Annotated in this window: 13 protein-coding genes; 6 read left to right on the top strand and 7 right to left on the bottom strand. The window is 49.6% G+C overall.

Features of this window, described 5'->3' with window-relative positions; all coding sequences use genetic code 11:
• Positions 1-17 precede the first annotated feature (17 nt).
• The 4 genes from BM155_RS11755 (at position 18) to BM155_RS11740 (ending at position 7,303) form a co-directional block, all read left to right on the top strand.
• Positions 18-2,120, top strand: a complete 2,103-nt coding sequence (locus tag BM155_RS11755; RefSeq protein ID WP_217641519.1) for a tetratricopeptide repeat protein — start codon at positions 18-20, stop codon at positions 2,118-2,120.
• A gap of 352 nt (positions 2,121-2,472) precedes the next feature.
• On the top strand, positions 2,473-4,359 hold the full coding sequence (locus BM155_RS11750; protein ID WP_074903274.1) for an Ig-like domain-containing protein: 1,887 nt from the start codon (positions 2,473-2,475) through the stop codon (positions 4,357-4,359).
• 274 nt (positions 4,360-4,633) lie between these two features.
• On the top strand, positions 4,634-5,677 hold the full coding sequence (locus tag BM155_RS11745; RefSeq protein ID WP_139223243.1) for an aldose epimerase family protein: 1,044 nt from the start codon (positions 4,634-4,636) through the stop codon (positions 5,675-5,677).
• Between the two features lie 213 nt (positions 5,678-5,890).
• Positions 5,891-7,303, top strand: coding sequence for a sulfatase (locus BM155_RS11740; protein WP_074903270.1), 1,413 nt, complete (start codon positions 5,891-5,893; stop codon positions 7,301-7,303).
• 218 nt (positions 7,304-7,521) lie between these two features.
• Here the strand turns inward: BM155_RS11740 and BM155_RS11735 are convergent, their stop codons facing one another.
• The 6 genes from BM155_RS11735 to BM155_RS11710 are packed head-to-tail and all read right to left on the bottom strand — an operon-like array spanning position 7,522 to position 16,532.
• On the bottom strand, positions 7,522-9,006 hold the full coding sequence (locus BM155_RS11735; protein WP_074903268.1) for a sulfatase family protein: 1,485 nt from the start codon (positions 9,004-9,006) through the stop codon (positions 7,522-7,524).
• A gap of 48 nt (positions 9,007-9,054) precedes the next feature.
• The gene (locus tag BM155_RS11730) at positions 9,055-11,385 is read right to left on the bottom strand and encodes an agarase (RefSeq protein ID WP_139223242.1); all 2,331 of its coding nucleotides are present in this window, start codon (positions 11,383-11,385) and stop codon (positions 9,055-9,057) included.
• Between the two features lie 50 nt (positions 11,386-11,435).
• Positions 11,436-12,716: an MFS transporter gene (locus BM155_RS11725; RefSeq protein ID WP_074903266.1), complete on the bottom strand. Its 1,281-nt coding sequence runs from the start codon at positions 12,714-12,716 to the stop codon at positions 11,436-11,438.
• 47 nt (positions 12,717-12,763) lie between these two features.
• A complete protein-coding gene (gene eno / locus BM155_RS11720) occupies positions 12,764-14,050 on the bottom strand; it encodes a phosphopyruvate hydratase (protein ID WP_074903264.1) in 1,287 nt (428 codons plus the stop codon).
• Entirely contained in the window at positions 14,047-15,045 is a 999-nt protein-coding gene (locus BM155_RS11715; protein WP_074903262.1) for a phosphotransferase family protein, read from the bottom strand. Before BM155_RS11715 ends, eno begins: the two co-directional genes overlap by 4 nt.
• A gap of 2 nt (positions 15,046-15,047) precedes the next feature.
• On the bottom strand, positions 15,048-16,532 hold the full coding sequence (locus tag BM155_RS11710) for an aldehyde dehydrogenase family protein (protein WP_074903261.1): 1,485 nt from the start codon (positions 16,530-16,532) through the stop codon (positions 15,048-15,050).
• Between the two features lie 259 nt (positions 16,533-16,791).
• Here BM155_RS11710 and BM155_RS11705 point away from each other — a divergent pair, with 259 nt between their 5' ends.
• Positions 16,792-19,209 (top strand): agarase, encoded by a 2,418-nt coding sequence (locus BM155_RS11705; protein WP_074903259.1) that lies wholly within the window; start codon positions 16,792-16,794, stop codon positions 19,207-19,209.
• 564 nt (positions 19,210-19,773) lie between these two features.
• Positions 19,774-23,301, top strand: coding sequence for a beta-agarase AgaO (agaO, locus tag BM155_RS11700; RefSeq protein ID WP_083421171.1), 3,528 nt, complete (start codon positions 19,774-19,776; stop codon positions 23,299-23,301).
• Between the two features lie 180 nt (positions 23,302-23,481).
• Here the strand turns inward: agaO and BM155_RS11695 are convergent, their stop codons facing one another.
• Positions 23,482-23,847 (bottom strand): hypothetical protein, encoded by a 366-nt coding sequence (locus BM155_RS11695; protein WP_139223241.1) that lies wholly within the window; start codon positions 23,845-23,847, stop codon positions 23,482-23,484.
• Between the last annotated feature and the right edge of the window lie 310 nt (positions 23,848-24,157).

Below are 24,157 nucleotides of genomic sequence, written 5' to 3'. Positions count from 1 at the left end.
GGGAAACGATGCTTTGGTTGGGGTCACATCATGATGAATCGATGCAGCGGGCCACCAAGGTTTCCGTCAAGGGAGATTTCTCGGGTGCCCGCCTCAGCGCACTCGGTTTTGAGCATCGCTTCTATTCAAAAGGCGACACTTTCTGGGTTGAAACCCAGGGGGAGGAAGGCGTGGCCAAGTCCTATCAGGTGCTCTATACGTTTGGCACCGAACCACTCCAACAGTACCTTGTGGCAACAGAAAAAGGGCGTTTGCAGGCACTTCCTTTGGCGTGGGATACGGAGCGCTCCCTCTGGTTTCACCTGCAGGAGGACCTGAAGCCCAAAACCGGGGAATGGATACATTGGACCGGCGGCGGCATGAACTGGAACAGTATGTGTGCCGACTGTCACAGCACCGGCCTGAAAAAAAACTACGTCCCCGCGGACGACCGCTACGAGACAAGCTGGCAGGCGCTGGACGTGGGGTGTGAAGCCTGCCACGGCCCCGGCGCGGCACATGTGAAACAAGCGCAGGCCGGGACCACCATCAACCGGGCACTACTGGACATGATTCGCGGGGAAACGTCGCAAAAAACCGTGGAGAAATGCGGCCGCTGCCACGCGCGCCGGGAACAGCTGACCCCAGCGTTTGAACACGGTGGGCATTCCATGCTGAATCACTACCTACCCGATCCACTATCTCAGGGGCTTTACCACAGTGACGGGCAGATAGACCAAGAGGTATTTGTATACGGGTCCTTTACACAGAGCCGCATGTATCAATTGGGCGTCACCTGTACCCACTGTCACGATCCGCACAGCGCAAAAGTCAAACGCGAAGGCAACGCGCTCTGCCTCGGGTGCCACGCCGCCCAATACGCGACGCCGGCGCACCATCATCACAGCCCGGACGGAGCGAGCCGCGAGAACACAGCCTATGACAGGGGTACAGGGGATCAATGCGTGGATTGCCATATGCCGGGCAAGGTATACATGACCAATGACTTCCGACGGGACCACAGCCTGAGAGTTCCCAGGCCCGATCTGAGTGCCAAGTTCGGAACCCCCAACGCCTGCAACAACTGTCACGGGGACCGCTCTCCCGAATGGGCGGCGGAACAGGTGCGCCTCTGGTTTGGAGACACCCGGGCGCCACACTACTCGGACACCCTCACCCGGGCAGCGGTGGACCCATTGGGTACCCGACAAGCCTTGATTACCCTGCTGCAAGACCCAGCTCAACCCCATATTGCCCGCGCGGCGACGGTACAATATCTAGCCCAGTTGATGCCAACAGATCCGGCAGTGCGCCAAGCGCTGCTGCACGGCCTGGACGACAGCAACGCGCTGATCCGGGCAACCATCGCACGTGCCATGTACGACCTGCCCCTGGAGCAAAAGTTGCCGGATCTATTGCAACTTCTTGACGACCCGGTGACCGCAGTGCGCATCGCCGCGGCGCGCAGTTTAGTGGAACTTAAGCCCAACAGCCCGGCCTGGCATACCCTGAACCGAGATACACACAATTTACTCGCCAAAGCGGCAGAGGAATACCAAACGCAACTAACGGTAAACAGCGATTTTGCCGCATCGCATATTCAACAGGGTACCGACGCCCTGAAATCCGGACGCGAAGAAGATGCTGCCCGGCACTTTGTCCGCGCGCTGGAAATCGACGACCACCAAAATGCCGCCCGAATGTCCCTCGCCCAGTTGCGCTACCGCCAGGGTGACATCACAGCGGCGGAATCGCTCTATCGGAAAGTCATCAGCCAGGAGCCGGATGCCGCAGCCCCGCACTACGCACTTGGGCTTCTGTTGGCGGAGTTGGGGCAATTGACAGCAGCGGAAACAGAACTTGAAGCAGCGGCCCGTCTTGGTGCCAATCCGCGCGCTTGGTATAACCTCGCGGTGCTGCGGCATCAACAAGGGCGCGCGGATGCGGAGAAAGCCTATTTGCAGGCACTGGAATTATCGCCGGGTAACCCCGAGTTTACTCAAGGACTGGCGAGCTTTTATGTGCAAAATAAACAATGGCGGAAAGCCCGGACACTGATAAAACAGTCGCTGTCGGTCAACCCAAACCACCCACTTTTGTTACGGCTGCGGCAATTTTTGGCGCAAGCCCCCCAAACATAGGCCACAAACACATTCGCGACAGCACTAAGGTTGCTTCCGGGGCGCCCAGCGATGGGCGCAGCGGCGTTGTTACCGCGCGCTGGCGTCCCTTGCGCGAAAATTCACGCCTTTTCTTTTTTGAATCCACATCTCCACATAAAGCGCCTTTGTCACTGGGGTAAACGTAGGTTTATTTCGCATATCAACCCCGTCACCTCAATTCTGCAATAAAGCTCTCGTTTTCACTCCGACAAACAGATGACATATTGCAAATGCATTCGTATGATGTTTGGATTTGTACGCTCACTCGTTGAGCGATCATCTCAGCGTAGCGAGATAAAACAATAAATTTTTCTAGCGAAGAGAGTCCGACATGAAAACGACGCATACACTGGCGGTCCTGCTGCTCGCCAGCTGCACCGCCGTACAAGCCCAAGACATACGGCCACTGGGTGCCGTTGAAGGTGAAATGCGCTGGAAGGAGCTCGGTAACCGTACCGATGACTTCGAAGGCAATAGCCTTAACACCGCAAAATGGATCAATGCCCCAAGTGACTTAGTGATCGGCGCCTGGACATTCGACGAAAACAACGCCTATGTGCGGGATGGAAAACTCAATATCATCGCAACCCAGGAAACCCATACCCGGCCATTTCGCGACAGCTGCCAGGGCGGCGCGACGGTACAACGCGAGCTCTACTATAAATCTGGGGCAGTAAAGTCGGCGGCCGACGGTGTTTACGGCTATTACGAAGCGCGAATCAAAGGCGTAAAAATCTTTCCCGGCCTGAGCCCCGCTTTCTGGTTATACAGCGACGGCCACCCCTATCCCGATCGCAATGTTCCCGGCAGCGTGGATTACAGCGAAATTGATGTGGTCGAGCTGCAGCAGGCCGACTGGTATGGCCCCGGCCCAGACGATGCGGACCCTGTCAATGTTATGGATCACAACCTACACGCCCGTATTGTCGGCGAGGACGGCAAAACCTACTGGCGGCGCCCGAAGCCCTACCCGGAAGCCCAGCTGCTCAAATTCGAGGCACCTTTTGATCCGTCGAAGGACTTCCACACCTACGCGGTAGAAAACCGCAAGGATGTCATTCGCTGGTATGTAGACGGCGAACTCATTGGAGAAAAACCCAATCTGTTCTGGCACCGTCCCATGCACGTCATCTTTTCGATGGGCCTTCGCCGCCAACTCATCAAATACAACGATGCGTGCAATCGCGCAGACCCCAATCCGGACACAGTAACTGCGGAGGGCTTCCCAGAAGACGCCACCATGCAGGTGGAATACGTGAAGACCTGGGAAGTATTGCCCTCTATCTGGGTCGATAACAAAAACAAATACCTGACCACTGACTATGAAACCGGTGGCAAACTCGAAGTCGTGGTCAACTACCACGGCGGCAGTAATCACCATGTAGTTGGCGATAAATACAACGGCATCACCGTCAATCTTGTGGAAAAAAATACAGATGGCTTCGTAAGAATTGTTGCCAGCGCCAACGATGCATCGGTAACCAGTGAAGAAAAGCGGTACGGTGGACAAACGACACTTCGCCTGGATCTCAGTGGCGTTACCCCCGCTGACCAATTGCCCCAGGGGCATTACTACGCCCTTGCACCGGTATTCCGCTCTTCCAACGGCAGCGACATTTTTCAAATGGGGGAACTTCAGCCCATCAAGGTGGTTGACCGCCAAAGCCCCGGGCCCGTGGCAGTCACCGGGGTATCGGTCTCAGCCGATACCACTGAGCTGCAAGTTGGTGAAACAACCCGCCTGGAAGCCACGGTTTTCCCGGCAAATGCGGACAACCCCGATGTCAGCTGGCACTCGAATAACATGCAGGTTGCCACTGTTGACCAGCAGGGACAGGTGCAGGGCAAATCTGTCGGCAATGTAAAAATCACGGTTACAACAGAAGATGGTGGACACAAAGCCTCGACCAAACTATCAGTGGTATCCTCCAGCGGCGATGGGGAAAGCTGCACAGGGGGCTGGGTGCCCGTCAGCGGTGTGCATGTCACACCGGACAGCGGCGAGCTTTCTGTGGGGCAAAGCATAAGGATCACACCCACAGTCACACCGGCATGCGCCAGTAACAAGCGCGTCGTGTTTAGCAGCAGCAATCCATCCGTAGCTATCGTGAATGCCGACGGCGTTGTCAGCGCAAAACGCGCAGGATCGGCAGAGATTACCGTGAAGACAAAAAATAAAGGAAAAACAGCGACTTATTCACTTACCGTAACCCCGTAACCATAGAAGCTCCCTTGGGTGTCCGGCACCTGCCGGGCACCAACCCAATGCCTCAGTTTCCCTCTTTCATACCAGTAAATTCTGTGATGAAAAAAACTGTGAACCCAGTTATTCATTACGTGAGACTGGCCGTTGATCTCGGGGCAAGAGGCAATGTCCATTCCACCACCAGGGCTTATTAGCTGGGCGAGAAGACGCTTTGTAGTCAAGAAAAAAGCATCAACGACTCGCTTATTATTTTATAATTCCATAAATTTTTCTTCGAACTTCAGACATGGCCACACCCGACACCGCAACGATCACACCCTGCCATATCCGCGGCCTGTCCGCCTATAAGATGCAGAACCGCAGCTTATCCCTGATCGTGGTACCCCAACTGGGAGGGAAAATTGTCAGTTTATGTTCGGGCGTTGAAAAACAGACAGAGTGGCTTTGGCACAATGGGAGGATCAGCTACAAAGAGGCCGCGATCCAACACAGTTACACCGAACAACACGATACCGGTGGAATTGACGAGTGCTTCCCCAGCGTGGATGCCTGCACCCTGCCATCCCATGCCGGCCCACTTGCGGGCCTCCACTTACCGGATCACGGGGAACTCTACGGGCGCCCCTGGCGGGAAACGTCGGTGGGCGTGGATAGCAATGGTGCGGCTTTTATCACCCTAAAACAATCCTGCTCCACCCTGTCCTGCGAATTTCAGAGAACGTTAAAACTGAGTCCCGCTCAAAGTACTGTTTCGCTGGAATACCAACTGAACAATCCCGGCGACCTATCTTTTCCCTTCAGCTGGTGCCTACACCCCGCACTCCAACTGCGTCCAGGTATGCGCCTCATATTGCCGAAACACCACAGGCTACACTGCTCATTTGCCACGCCAAATGCACCTGTAACAACGGATGAAGTGGTCACTTGGCCAAAGACTGCCAATGCCTACGACCTTTCCTTAATACCAGATCCTGAAGCAGAAAAGCCGTTCGCAGCCAAGCTGCTTTCTGCCACAGACCTCAGCGACTGCGGCAATGGGGGAGCCCTTAAGATGGCCGGGCTACACAACCCCTACACTAATGAACAACTTCTGTTTGAGCTACCGATCACACAGATCCCCCATATCGCCCTTTGGTTGAACTATCGCAGCTGGGCGGGCGATGGTGGAAGACCTCATTTCAACCTGGTATTGGAGCCAGCTATCGGTAACGCCGACAGCCTCAAAACACTGATCGAACGTGGAACCGCCCCAACAGTACCACCACAGTCCTCTCGCAGCTGGTCATTCCAAATCCATATAAAGAAAACGCAAAATACCAGTGCGCAATGATTCCCTGTTTGCGGATAATGATTTAATACAGGCTAGAGAGCCCATGATTAATGCACTTCCTGGCCATAAAGAGACTTCGCGACCAATTGCTTGAGCGCCCGCCGCAGCAATCACATGGGTTAATCAGAGCTCCTTGGCTCGCCATCATCAAGCTTTGTTAACAATATACAATATGATATAAAGCAAGCCCGTGTTCCTCACTGGGCTAAAGCCATGTTTATAAGAATCATTTTGTTACTGCTTGGACTCATTTCCGCAGTCAGCGCAGCCGTAGAGTCACCTAAAAAACCAAACATCATTTTAATCTTGGCTGACGATGCGGGATATGCCGATTTCAGCTTTCAAGGTAGCCAAGTATTCCAAACACCCAATATCGACCGTATTGCCGAAACCGGTGTGCGCTTCCAGCAGGCATACGTAAGTGCCGCTGTATGCGGCCCCTCTAGAGCTGGCTTGATCACCGGGAAATACCAGCAGAAATTCGGTTTTGAAGAAAATAATGTTCCCGGCTACATGAGTAAAAGTGGTACAACCGGAGACGACATGGGCCTCCCTGTCGATGAAAAAACCATCGCCGACTATCTGAAGCCCCTGGGCTATAGAACTGCCATCCTAGGCAAATGGCACCTGGGTAATGCGGACCGGTTTCACCCATTAAACCGCGGATTTGATGAATTCTATGGTTTTCGCGGCGGCGCACGTTCATATTTTCCATTCTCTGAAAACAACCCCAATCATCATCTAACAGAGAACTTTCTCGAACGAAATTTCGGCAGTTACGCAGAAACAAGCCGCTATCTGACCGATGCTCTAGCAGATGAAGCGGTCGCATTCGTTAAACGCAACCGATCAAATCCTTTCTTTCTGTATTTATCCTTTAACGCAGTGCATGCACCTATGGACGCCCTGCCGGAAGATATCCAGGCCTTCCCCACCCTCAGTGGAAATAGGCAAAAAGTCGCGGCCATGACCAGAGCTCTCGACCGCGGAGTGGGAAAATTACTATCCACTCTGGATGAATTACAGCTAACTGAAAACACACTGCTTGTATTCACTAACGATAATGGAGGTCCAACTGACCACAATGCCTCCAACAACTACCCGCTCAGCGGAACTAAAGCAACGCATCTGGAAGGAGGCATTCGCGTCCCATTTCTGATGAGTTGGCCGAAAAAACTACCGAAAAACATATCCTACAATCACCCGATCATTACCCTGGATCTACTTCCAACATTTTATTATGCCGCTGGTGGTAAGGAGAGCCTTCCGGAGGATATTGACGGCGTCAATCTGCTGCCATTTATTCAGGGAATCGCCAAAACCAAGCCGCACGAGACACTCTACTGGAAGAAAGAAAACCGTGGTGCCATACGGGATGGCGACTGGAAACTATTACGTTTTCCAGATCGTCCTGCGGAGCTTTACAACCTTTCGGTGGACGTAGGAGAAAGCAATAACTTGGCACTGAAGCATCCCGATAAGTTAGCCGCTCTCTACAAAAAGCTATTCCAGTGGGAGCTCAATCTGGAACGGCCAAGATGGCAGTTAAAGCGGGAGTATGAAGGAAAAGCGATGCAACGAATGGATGAATACCGTACACCGAAAACACCAGAGGCAGTACACTAAGACCTTTATGAAGATTTGCTCCATGGATTCAGAGTTATTTCGCATTCTTAAAAAGAAACTAAGGAATATAATGTAATTTGGAAACCAGCGGATACAGGGATGTATCCCGCAGATAAACGTTACGCAAACGCTTTTGAGGTGTATTCCGACAGATTGAACGCCCCCGATCTATTAGGGCAGACAGCAAATAGACCAGAGGCGCTTCAAGCCAACTAAAATCAGTTCACTACAATAGGTTTACGTTCATTAGAATGTCGAACACGCTCTTGATATAGCGCCTTATAGAAATCCTGACGCCGCTTCTGATAATCATTCGCCTGCAATAAAATATTTTGCTTATTTTCCGAATTCCATCGGTTCCAAAGTTCCGCCAATTGGGACTGACGCTCCGGAAACTGATCCACCAGGTTATTCTCTTCATAAGGATCACTGCGCATATCAAAGAAACTGCGACCTACACCTGGGAGATTTTGATACATATACTTTGCATCTTCCGTGCGCACAGCCCAGGTATTCCCATCACCCTCTTCCAGGTGCCAAAAGAGAGCTTGATGTGGTGATCCATTTTTCTCGCCAGTTAGATACGGCATGAGATCCACCCCATCCAATTTTCCCTCAGGAACTTCTGCACCACCCAACGCAACCGCTGTGGCAGCAATATCTAATGAGGAAACCAAGCCATCAAATTTTCCGGGAGACAATTTATCACGCCAGTGAGCAACAAATGGAACGTGAATCCCCCCTTCAGTCAAACTGACTTTTCCACGCCGAAACGGGCGGTTATCGGCCCAATCGCTATTTGGCATCCAATATTCTGGATATACTCCACCGTTATCAGACAGGAAAAATATCAAGGTATTATCAAATCTTCCCGATTTTTTCAAAGATTCGATAACCATGCCCACTCCTGAATCCATCTCATCAATCATCGCCGCATAAACACGTCTCTCAGGGTCTTGTATATGATTGTATTTCTTAATGGTCTCTTCTGGGGCTTCAAGAGGCGCATGGGGCGCATTATAGGAGAGAAATAGAAAAAATGGCTCACTTCCCTCACGCACGAATTGCGCTGCATCCCGGCTCAGAGCACGAGTCAGATATTCATTGAACTCACCAGCTCCCGCATTTCGAACAAGTGGCAAGTAGCCACCTTCATTAGCCATATAATCTGCCCGGCCATCCTCCAATTCCAAAGGCACCCGATTAGATACGCTATCAGGAAAATAAGAGTGCCCCCCTGAAAGGAAGCCATAGAAATGATCGAAACCCCGGTTGTTCGGATGAAATGGCGGCGCGGCTCCCAAATGCCACTTACCGACAATACCAGTACGGTATCCAACTTCTTGCAGCCGCTTGGCAAAGGTTTTTTCCGAGACCGGCAGTCCCATATAGTTATCAAATGGTGAATAAGTACTATTGTTTTCCATCCCGAACCTGGCCTGATAGCGCCCGGTCATCAATCCGGCCCGCGAAGGGCCGCAATAGGGATGAGTAACATATCCGTTAGTAAACGTGATTCCTCCGCTGGCTAACATATCCAGATTAGGTGTCTCAATATCCTTGGCGCCAGTAAATCCGGTATCGGCATATCCGAGATCGTCTGCAAGAATTAACAGAATATTTGGCCTTTCTGCAGGTCCAGCAATAGCCTCAGATATAGCAGCAATAGATACTAGCACCGCAATCAGATGAGTCACTCTCATTTTAACACCCCCTATAAATCCAGCTGACCTTTCTCATGGCCCATCAAATTACAGTGCACCGAACCTTCTTTGATATAGATTTTTATTAACGGCCTTCACTGACTCAATAAGTGGCGAATAGGGTATATCAGCCACGCTCACAAAACCGACATTATAGTTTTCACCATCGTAAGCGCGACCGGTTAACGGAGAATCAATATATTGAAACCAGTGCGCTCCGACAAAGTAAGGGTTATCAATTACGCTATTCATATACTCAGCGTATTTCTTGCCACGATCCGCCTGAGAACTGGCATGTATCAGACCGGGGTTCAGCAAACCAGAATCCAAGGAACCATTATGGAACTCACCGATTATGCTCGGACGGTCGATTTCCTTGAGGAAGTGCCAGAACTTATCGCTTACACCTTCCTTGTAGTAGTTATAGCTGACCACATCGGCATAACGGGCTGCGGCTCCGCGCACTTCCGGCGTCATACCCCAGTCCGCAAAACGAGCGCCCATGTACAAGTGATTTGGCATATAGTGCTTGACCGCTTCGCGTACAACTTTGAAATACTGATCAGCATAATGCTGCAGCATGGCAGAAAGGTCGCTGACAACAGTATCATTAAACTCCGCCAGGGATACACCCTTGGAAAACTCATCCCAGGAGTCTAGTTTGACATTCCACGCGTCGTTGAGCTTGCTTACGTCCTTGTACTTATCGCGCATCAAATGGAGGAACTGTGTTTTCGTAGGGCTGTTCCGGGCATCCAGAGAGAGTGTATTGATCACAATTCCATATTGCGATTTGATAGACCCTTCCTGTCCCCAACTCTTCTCATTGTCTATAAATACGCCGACGCACCAGGGATTGTCCTGAACCTCCCGGGAAATCTGCTCAGCGGTAATATAGGCCCGCTCCTTAAATAGTGGATCAAACGGATCTGGCAGGGGGCTCCAGTAGTCATTGCCACTGCTTACCGTCTTAAAGTCACCGATGATCCAGCCGTTAGCGAAATAGGGAAAGCGATTCAATTGGTAATAATCGGGATCAATCCAGTTACCAAAGGAGGTAAATCCCCAGCTAAGCATACGGTCAACTGTTACCTCCCGCCATTTTTCCATCAGCTTCTTATCATCATTGATGCCATACTTCCTTTGCAGGTTTGCCCGGTAAAAACTAAAGGTTTCTCCACGCTCCAGAATTCCCGTATGAACCTCACGTCGATAACCATAATTCATACCGAGGGGTTCATCATATTTTGGGAGCCAGGTAAACATATCAGCTCTAAGCCTGGAGCTTACGTGACGAGTTGGAATCGCTTTATCTGGCACTCGATTCAGGCCCAGAGAGTCTTCCGGTGTTAGGTCGCCCGGTTTCCTCTGCGGAATAAGTGAATGGTCAAAATCGTATCCAGTGATAGTCGAGGTGTTGGCCAGGCGGACATTAGCGATTCCTGTGGAGAAGAAAAGATAGCCATCGGGATCAACCAGAGCCCATTTTCCGTTCACTTTTTCTGTCCGGAAATAACCGGTTGCTTTTAAACGCGGCCCTTCCGCCCAACCACCAAAACGGGAACGACCTTCCCAGGGAGTCTTACGCAGTTGAGCCAGCTCCTCTTCTGCCAACCGCTTTAGCTCCTCCTCTGAGTGAACTTTATTCGCGAATTCCAGCTTGTTGTTCTGTCCGAACTTATCCACCAATTCCACCAGATATAGCTCATCCAGAGAATCAGGCTGAATCAAGCGAACATTATCGATAACCAGTGTTTTATCCTCCAGGACACCGGTTACCGAAAACTCAACGCTTTCTATAGCACTTAGGTTAAGTTTTTTATTTCCCCAGCGATAGATCATTTCCTGAAACTGGGTGTTCCAGCTCGGCGGATTGGATCGTATCCCCGTATCCACTGAGAGATCCGGTCCTTTCAATTCCAAAAAGTATGTCCCACTGGAGTTCTCAGGAACCACGAAACTTCGGCTATGTACCTTGCCATCCCGGTCAGTTGCCTTTACATAAAGATGAACTGACGTTGGCTCCCTATTGGCAATATCCAGTGCAAAAGCAAAATTTCCCAAAGCGCTCCAATCCCACGCTGTTTCTGCGTCAAAGGTAAAAGATGATATGTAGTTATCCCTAGACAATAGGCGGATTTTGAGCGCTTTTCCCGACCGACCAGACACCAATTCAGCTTCGGCATTTTCTAATTTTATTTCCTGAGGTGTATTTCCTTGATCGAAGTTCCATAGAACAAATTCAGACCTTTCATTTATGTTTCCAAAGGATCTTCCTTCCCCTCCAGAACTGTATACAGAGGAGGAGGCGTCGGCGCTGTTCTCACCACACCCAGATACAATGAAAGATGAAAGCAACACTGCTGACAGGAACTTCATTGAATGTTCCATATTAACTCCATAACCATTTATCGTTTTTGAAATGCTAATCATGCGATAACTTTTTCTGATTCACTTTCTGAAAATGATATTTCTTCTACACGCCCAACCAGAAACAGGTAGGAACACACCCCCGTTAAAGCCAAACCGCCAATCAAAATTAAAGCGGGACGAAAATCGCCATCCTGCACGAGAAATCCAATCGCCACAGGAATAATCACTGCAGACAGCCCACCAATAAAATTGAAGCACCCACCCACTAGCCCAACCATATGTCGAGGCGCAATAAGAGACACAAAAACCCAATTGATAGAAGCCAACCCATTGCCAAAAAATGCCAACGAGAGAAAGAAAGTAACCGCAGCCATAGAGTCGACATAATTCGCAGCGACCACACTGCCAGACAGAAACAGCCCCAGGATCACTGGTGTCTTACGAGCAAACTCGTTAGTATATCCGCGCCTTACCAGCCAGTCGGAAGAAAACCCAGAGCACAACACTCCGAAAAATGCAGCGATGAACGGAATAGAAGCGAGAAAGCCCGTTTTCAAATCTCCAAGCCCACGATACTCTGCCAAGTATGTCGGAAACCAGGTCAGGAAGAATATCAACGTACTTCCAAGGCAGAACTGACCGATATATATTCCCCAGAGTTTTCGGTTTGAGAATGCCAAACGTATATTGGCCCAGCTTATGGATTCCGTCTCCGGGCACGAATTCAGATTTTCCGTGCTGTCTTCGGAAGACGGTATGGCACGTACTCTACCCTCTGTATTATCACGATACAAAAAATACCATACCGCTGCCCATGCAATACCAATCACACCCGATAAAAAAAAGAGCCCCCTCCACCCAAACCAATCCTGAATAAGAGCTAGTAATGGCATCAAGAAGGCGAGACCAATAAATTGACCGGAAGTGTAAACGGCGATGGCACTAGCGCGCTCGCGCTCGTGGAACCACTGTGTCACGATTTTGTTATTTGCCGGATAAGAGGGAGCTTCGAAAGCCCCTACTATCATACGGCAACCAACCATAGCTGCCAGAGAAGACACCAGTCCCTGTACGATGGTAGCTATAGACCAAGCTATAAGAATAAATGGATACAAAATACGCACACGGACCGTATCCACGATCATCCCACCCGGTATTTGCATCACAGAATAGGTCCAGGCAAAGGCAGAAAATACGATTCCCATATCTACAGGTGTCAGTGCCAAGTCTTCGGATATCGATGTAGCGGCTACTGATATATTGGTGCGATCCATGTAGTTTATAACTACACTAATAAAGATTAGCGTTAGAACATGGAATTTATTATATTTGTTCATACATAATCGTTTTTACGTGAAAATTTTTTCAAAATATCTGAAATCAACTAATCCGTTAATATTCTCCTGTACAACTCACCTCCTATAAAGTTAGCCCTATTTCCCAGGATTCTCTCAATCCGCAACACCTCGTTCCATTTCACCATTCTCTCACTTCTTGAAAATGATCCCACCTTAAGCTGACCAGCATTGGTAGCAACTGCAAGATGTGCGATAAATGCGTCTTCTGTTTCTCCAGAACGGGCCGAAACAACCGGCAGCCAGCCAGCACTTTGAGTCATCTCGATAGCAGATATAGTCTCTGAAACTGTTCCTATTTGATTAAGCTTAATCAATACCGCGTTTGCCAGTCGGTTTTCTATACCATTTTTTATTCGATCAATATTGGTGGTAAAAAGGTCATCTCCTATTACCTGAACCCTTCCACCCACTTGCTCGGTAAACGCACGCCAGCTTTCATAATCTGTATCAGCGAAGGGATCTTCTATCGATATGATTGGGTACTTATTGCACCAACTGATCATTAATTCACAGAATTCTTTAGGGGTATACGAGACCCCATCTTTTTTCAGGTGATAAACCCTTCCATCAAATAGGTCACTGGCAGCAATATCCAGAGAAATAGCGATATCTTTACCGGCTTCGTAACCGGCCATTCGTATCGCTTCCAGTAGCACTTCGAATGGTTCCTCGTTACTGGAGAAATCCGGCCACCATCCACCTTCGTCTGCAAGTCCAACACTCTTCCCCCTTGACCGCATTATCTCACCGGCTGCATGGTAGATATTGAAAGTCATTTCCAGAGTTTCCTGGTAACTTTTCGCTCCCACGGCGATTATCAGGAAATCCTGAATATCAATAGCCCAATTTGCATGCGCGCCACCGCCAAGAATCTGAATTTCATTAAGAGGAAGCAGGTGCCCCTGCCCTTTTCCCAGGTATTCAAAGAGAGAGACTCCGCGAAAATTTGCCGCTGCACGAGCGCAGGCCATTGATACACCAAGAGTCGCATTAGCCCCTAAACGCGATTTATTATTGGTTCCATCCAATTCAATCAACTTCATATCGATCGATTTCATATCTGTAACGGGAAACCCGATTAATGAAGGCGCTATCTCTTTACGGATATTATCGATTGCTTTGAAAACCGATTTTCCTCTAAATCGATTTTTATCTCCGTCGCGCAACTCCAACGCTTCGAACTGCCCAGTTGATGCGCCAGATGGCACAAGCCCATATCCGGTGACGCCATTATCCAGAGTCACCTCAACTTCTACAGTAGGAAACCCACGGGAATCGTAAATCTGAAAAGCGTCAATTTTCTTTATATTCATGCTTTCTCCACCGACATAAAATCAGCCCATTGGTGGCAAAATTCATCTAGTTTTTTCTGGGGAAAAGGTATTGCGGTGTAACTGAATTCTCGCACAGACTGCTGGCTTTCATCGGACAAATATTCCGCAGGGGACTTCCCGTCTATCCGCGCCAACATCAGCATGGGAATAAGATGACAGAGCCGTGCCTCAAAACCCTGATCTACTACGGCTCCAGCCGCCTTTTGGTAGCTTTTCCATACATCGCCAACCAGTACAAATAATTTCTGTGCATCTTTTTTTTGATGGATTGATTTCAGGAACAGATGATTCAGTAGAAAAGCCAGATCAAATACAGGATCACCAAAACATGCCACTTCGCAGTCGAGAATCACCAGACGCCCTTCACCTACCATAAGGTTTTTTGGACTGTAGTCTCCGTGAATAAGACACCGGGCGGTATCGGATATACGGTCAGCCTCTTCAATAAAGTACTTTTTCAATCTAGGATGGCGATCACCTGTTTTTAAGAGATAAGGATCAATACGCAGCTCATAAAAGTCTTTTGCCGTGTCAAATTTCTCATGCACAGCTTGTTCATCGATAGATGATCGATGAACAACTCCCAGGTATTTACCCGCAAGTTGGGCATAGCTGCTGTTGTAATCCCTTTCCAGAAGACGTGACTTCCATGTTGTCATGCCGCCCTCGATCATTTCCATACAGAAGAAATATCTTTCGTTATCCGCATAGATAATTTGAGGAACTGCCGCAGGAAGAATACCTCCTACATAGCGAAGATACTCCTGCTCGGTGATATTTCTTCTGACATCTGCAAACCAGTCATCCTTGACTTTGAGCTTTTTCAGTGCACGCTTTACAACGAAGCGCGCGCTGCCATCGTCTACTAAGAGGATTTCACAGGAAACACCACCGGAAAGTGCAGTAAAAGTTACTTCCTTTGACTGCAGCAAACCTTTTTCAAGCAGATTACTGGCCAGCTCTTCACGGTCCACTTTTATCCCTCTTCCGGCTCAGCAATGGAGAGTCCACGGGTATAGTCCAGCATAGTTTCCCGGCTGTTTACTCCGCCGCCCATACCACTGGCATTTACTGCCCCATATGGGAGGCCGTAAGCAAAGACGTTGTGCGCATTGATCCAGCTATTTCCGGAAACCATTTTCTTCGCAATCGCCATAGCCCGGCAGCTATCGGAACTCCAGACACTGTTCGCCAAGCCGTAATCGAGGCTGTTTACTTGGCGCACCGCATCCGCATCATCTTTAAAAGTGGTGATATAAGCCACGGGACCGAATATTTCTTCACGGAAACAGATATTGTCCTCACAACCCATTATCAGCGTTGGAGTTACATAATATCCGGACCGCTCCGCATCGCTTAACGGCTGACCGCCGTAAACGATTTCTGCCCCCTGTTCACGACCTTTGTGAATATAGCCGACCACTGTTTTCAACTGACGCTCACTCACCAGCGGCCCCATTTGACTGTCTTCATTCATGCCGGCCTTAATAACAACTTTATCCAGCTCGACTTTAACTTTCTCAATAAATTCCGAGGCTATGCTTTCGTGTACAATCCAGCGCGTGGCAGTGCAGCACACCTGTCCGGTGTTCAAGGTGATAGCACCGGCCAAACCAGAAGCAGCGGCATTGATATCCGCATCGTCACAGATAACTGAGGCACCCTTGCCACCCAATTCCAGCTTTACCGGCTTCAAATTTGCACCACAGGTTTCTGCTATCTGTCGGCCCACCCGGGAAGATCCGGTAAAGGAAACAAAGCGTACTTTGGGGTGGCGGGTAAATACGGCACCGACTTCCGGCCCCTCGCCCGGTAGTACGTTGATTACACCAGCGGGGAAACCCGCTTCGTCAGCAAGTTTTGCAAGATAAAGAGTCGATAATGGCGTTACTTCTGAGGGTTTGATTACCACACTATTGCCCGCCGCAAGTGCAGGAGCTATGCCCCACTGGCACAACGTAAGAGGAAAGTTCCAGGGAAAAATAAAGCCGACCACACCGTAGGGGAGGCGAACTGAAGCTGCCTGCTTCATACCCGCCAGATCCAGCGGTTTTTCAAACGGCTCTTTCTCACACAAATCGGCATAGTAGCGCAGACACTCAATACCGAAAGGCACATCAAAACCCCGGGCATTTTCTACGGGCTTTCCAACATCCAGGGCTTCCAATTGAGCCAGCTCTTCCGCATCGCGTTGGCACAAGTCTGCCAGTGCACGCAACAACCGGGCCCGCTCGGCGTTTGTAGTGTCCTGCCAGGACAGGAAGGCGACATGCGCGGCCTCAATGGCATGCTCTGCATCCGCCCTCCTGGCCTCGGACACTTGCGCCAGTTCCGATTTGTCGGCTGGATTCTCCACGAGCATGGACTGTCTGCTGATTCCAGCCTGCCAAGCGCCATCAGAGTAGAAGGGAACGGGCGTTTGCCCGAGAAAATCCTTCACTTTCGCGGTCATTTCGATCATCACTCGCCTCTCATTATTGTTGTAGAAAAACGGCTATGTCATATGTGTGAATTTATCAAAGTGCCATTTTGTTAACAATTTACAACCTGAAGAAGACAGCTGCAACAACTTTCACTTCACATAAAAAACAACAATTGTCATGAATGACAGGTTTTAACCACTCAGCCCACATTGTATACAATAAACTATTTACAATATAGCCAGCCGTGGCTAGCATTGGCTGGCCAAATAACTAATAAAAATAACTGGAGATAAAACGATGATCAGTCCTTTCCGGCCTGGCCGAATTGCGCTCATACTCTTAACTCTGCTCCTGGCTGCCTGTAGTGACGACAGTGACCAAACTGATCGCAAGGAGCCACAACCCCCAGAAGACAACGTACAGCAAGACACACAGCCAGATGCCTTTACCTTTGGCGCCGTTTCAGACGCCGAGCCTGGCAGTCAACAAGTCTCAAATGCCATCACGATTACCGGCATCAACACCAGTACGGACATCAGCGTGAATGGAGGTGAGTTCTCCATTAATGATGGCCCCTTCCAAAACTCGACAGGAACCGTCAATAGCGGAGACAGTGTCGTTCTGCGCCTGATCGCGAGCACTGACTACGGCGCTACGGTCACCGCGACTCTGACGGTCGGCGGCGTCAGTGCCGAATTCCGTGTTACCACCAAAGCCGAATCCACCAATAACGAAGACACAGTAAAAGTCGATGTCAACCTGAATATGCGACACACCGTAGGCGGTGAGTCGGTATTTGATCGCCGAAAGTTCATTAACATCCACGCCTCCAATACCGAACAAGACTGGGTCGGTAACAATAGTCAGAGTGCCGGTGCTCCCAATGAAGATCCGGATCTGATGACAAACTTCCTGGAGGGGTACGATGTTTACCTGGGAAGGGATACCGGAGGCATGAAATGGCAATTGAGCCTACTGCCGGAAGACCCATCCCGACCCGGGTTTATCGATGAGACGGCAGCAAAAAGCAATGGTGGTGGTGCGCGCTGGAACTACACCACAGGAACCAGTACTGGAGCCCAACTCGCCCGGTATCACGAGCATCGCGCAACCGATATGGTAGTTGGCGGCCAACAGCATCCCTACTGGCCAAATGGTGACGATACCGGTATGGGATGGTCCTTTTCCACCGCAGATAGTGAGGAAGAGCCTTTCGGCACCGCCGTTGGTCACTATATGGCGAACTTCCTCTACGAGTACTTTAACCGCGGAGCGGGTGACACATACGGCCAGCCCAAACCCGTTTTTCTGGAAGTTATGAATGAGCCCCTGTACGACCTAGTGGATTTTCCGTCGGACAAAGATAAAGGCACAACGCCGGAGGAGGTGTTCAAATTCCACAATGCCGTAGCAGATGCAGTCCGCGCATTTCGCGACCCCTGGGATCAAGCCGTTCACGACAACGTACTAATCGGGGGCTATACCGTTGCTTTCCCGGATTTCGAAAAGAACGACTTTAATCGCTGGGAGGAACGCGACAAGCTGTTCATCGATATCGCCGGAGAAAAAATGGACTTTCTGTCCCTACACTTCTATGACTTCCCGGATATCGAGGGCAAGCGAAAGCTCCGCCGCGGCAGCAATCTCGAAGCTACCTTCGATATGCTGGAGCAATACACTCTGATGGCCACCGGCGAACGCATGCCATTTTTGATTTCAGAATTCGGGGCAACGGTTCACAGCATGATGAACCAGCCCTGGTCGCCGGAAAGGGATGGCTACAAACTGCGTGCGTTTAACGGGTTAATGATGAACATTCTCGAGCGCCCGGATCAAATTTTGAAGTCCATTCCATTCATTACCGTAAAGGCGGAATGGGGGCGACAATCTGAAACCGTACCCTATACCAATCGCCTGATGCGCCAGAAAAAGGAAGCCGACACTGAGAGTGGAGATTCCTGGGTATACACTGAGCTGGTTAAATTCTACCAGCTGTGGGCAGAAGTGAAGGGAACAAGAGTAGATAGCTGGGCCAGCGATCTGGATGTTCAAGTCAATGCCTATGTAGACGGCGCAACCGCTTATATCGTGTTAAACAACCTGGAAGAAGAAACCAGCATATTGGACCTCGCGACACTGGGAACAGGGGCCAATCCGTTACAGGAGGTGACCGTCAAGGAGCTCTCCTACAATGACGATGGCATCCCGGTACTTTCAGAAACCACCCTCGAGCAGCTTCCCGAAAAAATCACACTGAAGCCTGAGGCCACTCTTGTTCTGCAACTAAACTACAAAGAGAACATCACACTAGATGAGGAAAACTCGGAGACAAAATATTACGCAGACAAATACAAGCAACCCATTGAGGCAAAAAGCAAATTACAGTTTGCGATCAGCAACGTAGAAGTGTCTGACGAAGGGGAGGCGATACTACGCCTTGGCATCGGTCGCGACCACGGCAAATCCCTCACGCCTTCCGTAACGGTCAATGGTCACAAAGTATCAGTACCGGAAGATTATCAAGGGTACGATCAATATTACGATGGTAAGGGCCGGGATCAGTTTTTCGGAGTTATCGAAATACCGGTGGCCATCGAATATTTAACCAAAGATAATGCCGTGGAAATTGAATTCCCCGACGATGGTGGTTACGTTAGCACAACCACCCTACAGGTATTCTCCACAAGCAGTGCAATAAATCGTGGAGTACGCTAGAGGGTAATCTATTAACAATAGCATGAGCGCCGCAGATAACTAGAAAGCGCTCATGCTATGAAATAGACTATTCGAAATCCCATAAGCAACTTTTTTGTGTCTGACTGTTTCGAAATGTCGATTTCACCGGTTGAATATCCTCTATGCTTACGGAACCTCATTAAAATTTGATGGCAAATTAATAAGAGGTTTTCTGCTTTTCTCCCAACCTTCGCTTCTTGCTACCCTGGCGTAACTCGCCAGGGCTTTTTTCTAAAAGCCGTATCATTTCTCTCTCCCGGGAAGCAAAACAACATTCTCGCGCCAACTAACGCGACCCCCATTGTTTATTGTTTACAATATATTATTTAATACCGTCGACAGCAGATATAACTATATAAAAAGCCGCTAACTCAACATCGTGCAAAACGAGCATCCATATCGCGTTAACTGTTACCTGCTGTCAATTTCCATTGGGCCACTTCTAGGTTTTCCCGCAGATTACGGTGGTTGCGGCGTAGTTGTAAGCGGCCGAACAAAAAATAAACACACCAGTTAAAAGGTGTTCAAATCCTGGAGCAAGCGATGAGACTTTCCAAATCTCAAGGCATTCTGCCTTTAGCACATGCTGTGCTAGCGGCAGCAATCGCCTACAGTACCGCAGCCACCGCTGCCGATTACCGTCTAGAGGCCGAAGACTTTACCAATGTAGGAGGTACCTACAACGATGGTCAGCCACAAAAAATCAGTGTCTACACAGTAAATGGCATTACTGCCATCAACTATGTCAACAAGGGCGATTACGCTGAATATACTCTTTCCGTCCCACAAGCGGGACAATACGATCTGACCTATTTCGCCGGCACAGCCATTGATGGAGCGCGGATTGATTTTCAGGTCAACAACAATGGCAGCTGGCAAACACTGGCTAGAACCGATGTACCCAATGCTGGCTGGGACAATTTTCAACCGTTGCCCGCAGGTAGTATTCATCTCTCCTCTGGATCACAGCAGATCCGGTTATTCGGAGGCGGAGATCACGACTGGCAATGGAATCTGGACAAAATGGAACTTGCCTACATTGATGACAGCTCTTCCAGTTCCGGTGGAGGATCAACTTCCAGCTCTTCATCCGGGGGATCTTCCTCGAGTTCTGGCTCAGGAAGCAGTAGCTCAGGAGGATCTCCAGAGGAAGGTGGTCATGTTTCGGGGACTTTTAAGCTGGAAGCCGAAAGTGCACACCATGTGGGGGGAGAAATCGACACCTATGCAATCAACGGCGGCGTTGCCGTCAACTATTTCAATAGCGGCGACTATCTGGAGTACAACCTGCACCTGGATCAGTCAGGCCTTTATCGACCGAAGTATTATGTGAGTACCGCACATAGCTCCGGTGTGGCGGTTGGTCTAATGGCAACAGATCATGAAGGTGCCCTGGTAACTAAGAACACTAGTGAAGTTCAAAGTCAGGGGGGTTGGGACAGCTTCTACCTGCTCAACGCCGCCTCTGATATCAACCTATTTTCCGGCGACCTGACTATTCGTATATACGGCGCAGGTACTCAAGACTTCCAGTTTAATATTGACTACGTCATTTTTGAGCGTATCAGTGACGTCGACCTCGATCTGGACGGAGACAGCGACGGCATTGCGGATGTAAACGACAGCTGTCCGGGAACCGATCCATCAGAAACCGCCAACAGCGAAGGGTGTGCGCCTTCTCAGCTGGATACAGATAAAGATGGCATTGCCGATAACCGGGATCAATGTCCAACCACAGCACCTGGGGATTTTGTCGATTCTGAAGGCTGTGCCAGTACCGGCGCTGATGACGACGACCTCGACGGGATAGCCAATCAAGAGGACCAATGCCCCGACACCCCCTTTGGGGAAAACGTAGCCCCATCAGGATGCACAGGGTTTGAGGACAGCGATAGCGATGGCATTGCCAACGGCACGGATCAATGTCCATCCACTCCGGCCAAGGAGTTTACCAATGAGTCTGGCTGCTCACCCTCTCAGGTAGCCAATCCACACAGTGTAAAGGTTACGGTCAACGCGAATATTAAACACAGCGTTAAGGGCATTTCTGACTTTGGGCGCAACCGGCATATCACTGCACATACCACCATCTATGAGAAAGACTGGGAAGGACATGCCGACAAGCTCAATTATCTGGTCAACACTCTGGATGTAACACTGGGCCGCGACAATGGTACTGCCACCTGGAAATTTCAAGACACTAAGGAGGACCCCAACCGAGAAAACTGGCCAGACCTGGATTACATGGTGACCCGGGGAAAGGAACTGCGTGAAAACTATGAAGCCAATCCCTTCTACAAGCGCTTCAGTGCCGACAGAACGGAACTGATCGCAGGTACCAATCCACACCCCACCTACCCCACCCTCAGCTGGAATGCCAATGGCTCCACCTGGCACGACTGGCAACCGATGCACATCGAAACCTCTGCCGCCTGGATGGGACAATACCTTAAGCACTACTACGCCAACTCCAGCAACGGCTATATCGGCGATCCAATGCCAAAATTCTGGGAAGTCATCAACGAACCAGATATGGAAATGAAAACCGGAAAATTTATGGTTACCAACCAGGAAGCTATTTGGGAATACCATAATCTGGTTGCCCAGGAAATACGCTCAAAACTGGGCAACGAGGCTCCGCTGATTGGCGGTATGACCTGGGGTCAACATGACTTCTACCGTCGCGATGGCATTTCCCGCTACGCAGACAACGCATACGACCAATGGATAGTCGCCGATGATCCAGCCGAAGAGGCTGCAGCGGAAGAGTTTTTCCGTCAGGCAATGGCCACGACCGTCGACGATACACGCGATCAGAATTGGTATCAGTGGGACGTAATGTGGAAAGGGTTTATGGATGCAGCCGGACACAACATGGACTTTTACTCCGTCCATGTTTACGACTGGCCCGGCGTTAACAGTGATGCCAAGTCCACCCTGCGTCGGAACGGTCACCTCCCCGCCATGCTTGATATGATTGAGTGGTATGACGTGTATCAAAATGGCCAGGCCAACCGAAAACCCATCGTAATTTCCGAGTATGGTGCGGTACAGGGAGGCTGGAACACTCTGGCACATCAACCCCGCTTCGAGTCGGAAGTACTTAAGTCCTTTAACGCTATGTTAATGCAGATTCTCGAGCGCCCGGATTACGTGATCAAATCCATGCCCTTTACTCCCGCCAAGCCATTGTGGGGCTACTACCCGGGTGGCTGCGGGTACGAGGAAGTACGTAACTGTACAGCGCCCTATCACTACAGCCTACTCATAGAGCCTGTATTAAACAGTGATAATTGGCAGTGGTCTGACTACATTAAATTCTATGAACTTTGGGCAGATATCGACGGAACCCGTGTGGACAGTGTATCCAGCGACCCGGATGTACAAGTTCAGTCCTATGTGAATAACAATGAACTTTTTATCATCATCAATAACCTGGAAACCGTAGATACAACCATCGACCTGACGGTGGCAGGACTGAATAACGCCCAGCTGCAAAATGTGGAATTGCGCAATATGCATTTCGACAACAACTTTGATACACAGCTGGAGCGACACCATATGAAGCAAATGCCGACCAAGGTCACTCTTGCGGCTGACGCTACTCTGGTACTGCGCTATACCTTGAACAGTACTATTGCTATTAACCAATCCGTAGACGAGAAAAAGTACTTTGGTAACAGCGTGAGTGGCGGCAGTGTACCCCATCGTATATCTGTAGCCGGAGGTGCAAAAAATTTACAAGTGAACAATGTATCCGTACCTTCCGGTTATGCGGAGTCACAACTGCGTCTCACCGTGGCACTCTATCCCAGCCAGGACGACACCCCTGACAGCCTCCTGCAGATTGACACTCTGACCATTAATGGGCACACCATCGAGACACCCATAGACTGGCGAGGTCGTAAAGAAAATTCTGTGGAGCGCTACTTCAACACACTGGAGATACCGGTGCCCGTTGATGTACTACAGAAAAATAACACGATCAGCGTGGACTTCCGGCATAATGGAGAGTTAACTGTTGCAAATCTTGTAATCAAGGAGTACACAACCACTCCTGTACGACATTGATCACAACTGCCCTAGGCCTCTAGAGCAACCCACATCGGTCAAAGGACCGGTGTGGGTATCTCTACAAATTGCTTTCAACTTTTTCAGAATTTTTGTCAAGTACTGCTTCTTGTTCTGCTACTAGTAGTACAGTTAAGAAAGTCAAATACTTTCTGCTCCCATTATTTTCCTTGTACGAACCTATGACGCGTCATTATTTACTGCAGAAGCCAATAGTGGCAGCACAAATAATGCAGCTACCGCCCAATGCCAATGCCAAACTTGCACTGCCCCTATAAACGCTCCAACAGGCAATAGCAAGCTAAGTAATATGTTGTTTGACGATTCAAAAGGCGGCATAAATTTAAGAAATAGACCATCTAAAATCGACAATGTGACACCGACTAGCAGAATTACCGCTAAAATTACCCCTCCACCTAGCGCGCCAAAATAGTGCTCAAAACCTAACCATAAAGCCCACCCCATAATCACCCAATAGGCAAGAACACCGACAATAAGCACAATGGCTTCAACAGCGGAGAAATAACGCATCGTTCCAAACACCAAAACTTAAATTTCCGGGAGGTCTCTGAATAAATTTTCAATCACTCGAAACCTGAATATGAATCTTCTATTCCACTCTTCCAAGGGTTTAATGTCAAATGAGGTGTACACCACCAGCGGCCGACCTACCCAATTGACTGATTAGTACTTCCCCATACCGGAACTCTACCTTGTTGATCAACAGCGCTGAAAGAGTACAACGCTTGTGTATCCGCAGCGCATCCAGCCAGTAGCATTTGATCAAATAACACACAGATCGATGCATTGCAGTTCCAATCAATCATCCGCCAGCGACCTAAATATGTGACACAGT

The organism is Microbulbifer thermotolerans, from assembly GCF_900112305.1.
GTDB lineage: Bacteria > Pseudomonadota > Gammaproteobacteria > Pseudomonadales > Cellvibrionaceae > Microbulbifer > Microbulbifer thermotolerans.
This window is presented reverse-complemented; position numbering and strand designations above follow the sequence as displayed.

Excerpts from the sequence above, each read along its gene's own strand:
- BM155_RS11750 (WP_074903274.1), top strand. The coding sequence starts at position 2,473 with ATGAAAACGACGCATACACTGGCGGTCCTGCTGCTCGCCAGCTGCACC.
- BM155_RS11745 (WP_139223243.1), top strand. The coding sequence starts at position 4,634 with ATGGCCACACCCGACACCGCAACGATCACACCCTGCCATATCCGCGGC.
- BM155_RS11740 (WP_074903270.1), top strand. The coding sequence starts at position 5,891 with ATGTTTATAAGAATCATTTTGTTACTGCTTGGACTCATTTCCGCAGTC.
- BM155_RS11735 (WP_074903268.1), bottom strand. The coding sequence starts at position 9,006 with ATGAGAGTGACTCATCTGATTGCGGTGCTAGTATCTATTGCTGCTATA.
- BM155_RS11730 (WP_139223242.1), bottom strand. The coding sequence starts at position 11,385 with ATGAAGTTCCTGTCAGCAGTGTTGCTTTCATCTTTCATTGTATCTGGG.
- BM155_RS11725 (WP_074903266.1), bottom strand. The coding sequence starts at position 12,716 with ATGAACAAATATAATAAATTCCATGTTCTAACGCTAATCTTTATTAGT.
- eno (WP_074903264.1), bottom strand. The coding sequence starts at position 14,050 with ATGAATATAAAGAAAATTGACGCTTTTCAGATTTACGATTCCCGTGGG.
- BM155_RS11710 (WP_074903261.1), bottom strand. The coding sequence starts at position 16,532 with ATGATCGAAATGACCGCGAAAGTGAAGGATTTTCTCGGGCAAACGCCC.
- BM155_RS11705 (WP_074903259.1), top strand. The coding sequence starts at position 16,792 with ATGATCAGTCCTTTCCGGCCTGGCCGAATTGCGCTCATACTCTTAACT.
- agaO (WP_083421171.1), top strand. The coding sequence starts at position 19,774 with ATGAGACTTTCCAAATCTCAAGGCATTCTGCCTTTAGCACATGCTGTG.